Genomic DNA, 3944 nt, shown 5'->3' with positions numbered 1-3944 from the left:
TGTTGGCGGCAGGCGTCGCTGGCCAGCCACTCGTGCTCCCAGGCGGCATAGTCGGCGTACTGGATGCCGAGCGGCGGCAACTGGGCTGGCACGCCCAGGCTCAGGGCACGGTAGCCCTCGGCCAGCTCGCGGGTCAGTTGCTGGGCCGACCAGGCGTCGTAGGCGACGTGGTGGATGGTGAAGAACAGCCAGGTGCTGCCCTGCTCGGCATCGCTGAAAGCGCGCCAGCGCCAGGGCACCTCGAGGCTCAGGTCGAAGGGCTCGGCCAGTTGCCGGGCGTACTCGTCGGCGCACCATTGCTGCGGGTCGGCAAGCGCCTCGCGGGGTAGCGGCTCGACCGCCGGCAGGCCCGCCGTCCAGGGCTCGCAGTGTGCCTGCAAGCGGCCTCCGGCATCGGCCACGTAGCGAGTGCGCAGGATCGTGTGCCGCTGCACCAGTTGCTGCATGGCCTGCTGCAGGCACGTCAGATCCAGACGGCCATCGAAGCGCAGCACCGAGCAGAGGTTGTACAGCGCACGGCTGCTCAGGGCATCGGCCGAGAGAAAACGCAGTTGCGCATGGGCCAGCGGCACCGCTGTCCCCTCCCCGCCAACGGCCGGGACGATGGGCAGGCGCCAGCTATCGATGCCCTTCTCGGCCAGGCGCTGGCGGAACAGTTGCTTCTTGTCCGCCGGCAGTGAGGCCAGGCGTTGGGCGATCTCGACAAAGGCCTGTGGGTTGGTCGCATTCATCTTCAGTCTTCCATCTCTGACAGCAAACGCTGCATCTCATCCAGTGCCTGGTCGGTCGAAGGCCGCTGCGGGTTTTCGATCTGTTCGGCCAGGCCGGCAATGGTCGGGTTATGGAACAGGCTACGCAGCTCGACCTTGACGCCGAAGCGGCTCTCCACCTGGGTCATCAGGCGCATCGCCAGCAGCGAATGACCACCGAGCTCGAAGAAGCTGGTGAGCACGCCAACCTGCGGCAGATCGAGCAACTCCCGCCACAGGTCGGCCAGTTCGCGCTCAAGCGCCGTACGCGGCGCCACGCCTTGCTCGGCCTGCGCTTGCGGGGCCGGGAGGGCCTTGCGGTCGATCTTGCCGTTGGCATTGAGGGCGAAACGCTGCACCTGAATGAAGCCGGCCGGCACCATGTAAGCCGGCAGCAGGCTTTCCAGATGACGGCGCAGCGCCACCTCGTCGACCGGGCTCGCGGCCTGCAGCCAGGCGAACAGGCTGTGGCTGCGGGTATCGAGCATGACCACCGCCTCTTCCACGCCGGGGTAACGGCGCAGCAGCGATTCGACTTCTCCCGGCTCGATGCGGAAACCACGCACCTTGACCTGGAAATCGGCGCGGCCGACGTAGGCCAGGCGCCCATTGCTGCGTCGGCGCACCAGGTCGCCAGTGCGGTACATGCGGCTGCCAGACTCGCTGGCGAACGGATCGGGCAGGTACGCCGCTGCGGTGATCGCTGGCGCCCGCTGGTAACCACGGGTCACCCCGCTGCCGGCGATATACAGTTCGCCGGTGCTGCCCAGCGGCACTGGTCGCAGGCATTCGTCGAGCACGTAGCAACGGGTGTTGAGCAGCGGCATGCCGATATCGGCGACGCCGGCCGGCACTTCGCGCAGCGCCTGGGTGGTCGACCAGACGGTGGTTTCGGTCGGGCCGTAAGCGTTGATCAGCCTCACCCCCTTGGCCTGCAGCACACTCACCAGTTCGGCCGGCACCGCTTCGCCGCCGATCAGGCCGCGCAGGGCCGGCCAGTCGTCACGCCCGGTTTCCAGCAGGATCTGCCAGCCGGCCGGGGTGGCCTGGAACACCGTGGCACGGCGCAGCAGATCGAACAGGCGGTGGCCATCGACCACCTGCTCGCGACGCGCCAGGAGGATGGACGCGCCGTTGAGCAGCGGCAGGAACAGCTCCGGCTTGCACATATCGAAGGCGTAGGTGGTGCTGGCCAGCCAGACGTCCTCGGCCGTCAGCGGCAACTGACGGTCGAGGCCGGCCAGCAGGTTGCTGAGGTTGCCACGGGTCACCTGTACGCCCTTCGGCGTGCCGGTGGAGCCCGAGGTGTAGATCACGTAGGCCCGCTGCAGCGGCGCCACCGGTAATGCCAGGTCGTGCGCCGGCTGTTCGTCCAGCGGCAGGTGGTCGACGGCCAGACTGTCGACGCTGCCGAGCACGTCGGCGCAGGCCTGCTCGCTGAGCACCAGCCGCGGCCGCGCATGCTCGATGATGAAGCGCAGCCGCTCGCCCGGTTGCTGCGGGTCCAGCGGCAAGTAAGCCGCGCCCGCCTTGTGGACCGCCAGGATGCTGGGCAGCAGCCAGGGGCCACGGGTCAGGCACAGCGCGACCAGATCGTCGCAGCCGACACCCTGGGCGCGCAGCCAGTGTGCCAGGCGGTTGCTCAGGGCATTGAGCTGGGCATAGCTGTAGCGCTGCTCCTGGCAATCCACGGCCAGCGCATCCGGGGTGCGCAGGGCCTGGTGCTCGAAGCGCGCGAGCAGATCCTGCGTCTCGCTCAGCGCCTGCGCCGGCAGGTTCCACGGGCGACGTGTCAGGGCATGATCGGCATTCGCCAGGTCGATATCCCACAGTCGCGCCTCGGGCCGCGCCAGCATGCCGTCGAGCAGGTGGCGATACTCGTCGGCGTAGCGTTGCAGGGTGCTGGCGACGAACAGCTCGGTGTTGTACTCCAGTACGCAGTGCCAGGCGCTGCCGTGCTGCTCGATATGCAGGCCGATGTCCACCAGGGCGCTGTCGCTCTCGACATCCAGGCGCTGCGCCGGCAGGCCGGCAAAACCCTGGCCGACCGCCGCCACGTCATCGCGCTGGATCAGGTTGAACAGCGCCTGGAACAGCGGCGTATGGCTGAGGTCGCGGCGTACCTGCAAAGCCTCCACCAACCGCTCGAAGGGCACGTCACCGTGCTGCTGCGCGGCCAGGTGGGTGGCTTGCAACGCCTGCCAGAACGATGCCACCGATTGCAAGGGGTCGATCTGGCTACGCAGCACCTGGGTGCTGGCGAAATAGCCGATGAGGTTGTCGGTGTGCGCCTGCTGACGCTGCGCCACCGGCAGGCCGATCCACAGCTCGCGCTGCCCGGAATGCCTGGCCAGCAGCACTTTCCAGGCTGCCAGCAGGGGCGCGAAGGCGGTCAGGCCATGGCGCTGCGCGGTGCTACGCAGGCGTTCGACCAACTCGACGGGCAGCTCGAAACGCAGGCGCCGCCCGTGGTAGCCCTGCTCGGCAGGACGTGGCAGATCGGTGGGCAGATCCAGCACCGGCGGTTCGCCAGCCAGGGCCTGGCGCCAGTAGTCCAGCTGCGCTTCGATGCGTGCCTGCCCGGCAGGGGTCTGCCAACTGGCGGCGACATCGCTGAACTGCAGCGGCAAAGGCGCCAGCGCCGCCTGGGTTGCGCTCAGCTCGGCCTGGTAAAGATGTTGCAGCTCATCGAAGAAGATCTCCAGCGAGCGGGCGTCGGCAATGATGTGGTGCAAGGTGGCCTGCAGCACGCTCTGCCCTTCGCCCTGATACAGCCGCACCCGCCACAGCGGCGTCGCGCCCAGGTCGAAGGCACGCTGCGCTTGCTCGCTCAAGGTGCGGGCGAAGGCCGGCGAATGCACATCCTGCTGCAAGGGTTCGACGCTGAGCAGCGGGCCGTGCCACTGCACGACCTGCTGCTGTGCGCCGGCTTGCGTCTCGCTGAACACGCTACGCAGGCTGTGCTGGCGCTCCACCAGTTGTGCCAGGGCGCGTTCCAGTACATCGGCTTTCAGGGTACCGTGCAGGTGCATGGCCAGCGACAGGTGGTAGGCCCGGGTGTTGCCCTGCAAGCGGTCGAGGAACCACAGTCGCTGCTGGGTGAAGTGCAGCGGCGCCGGCGCCTCGCCGAATGGTCGCAGGATGCTCTGGTCCGCGCCCTCGGCAGTGGCCAGACTGGCCGCCAGTTCAGCCAGG

Annotated in this window: 2 protein-coding genes; both read right to left on the bottom strand. The window is 68.3% G+C overall.

All coding sequences use genetic code 11. The annotated features are described in order from the left end of the window. A partial coding sequence (locus tag K675_RS0116065; protein WP_026145238.1) for a condensation domain-containing protein occupies positions 1–731 on the bottom strand: 731 nt, incomplete at its 3' end. Positions 732–733: 2 nt separating this feature from the next. Then, the coding region (locus K675_RS30855; RefSeq protein ID WP_017904521.1) for a non-ribosomal peptide synthetase at positions 734–3944 on the bottom strand (3211 nt) is incomplete at its 5' end.

It is taken from the genome of Pseudomonas fuscovaginae SE-1, assembly GCF_000364705.1.
In the GTDB taxonomy this organism is placed as follows: Bacteria; Pseudomonadota; Gammaproteobacteria; order Pseudomonadales; family Pseudomonadaceae; genus Aquipseudomonas; species Aquipseudomonas fuscovaginae_A.
Note: the sequence above shows the minus strand (reverse complement) of the source record. Positions and strands in the feature narration are given on the sequence as shown.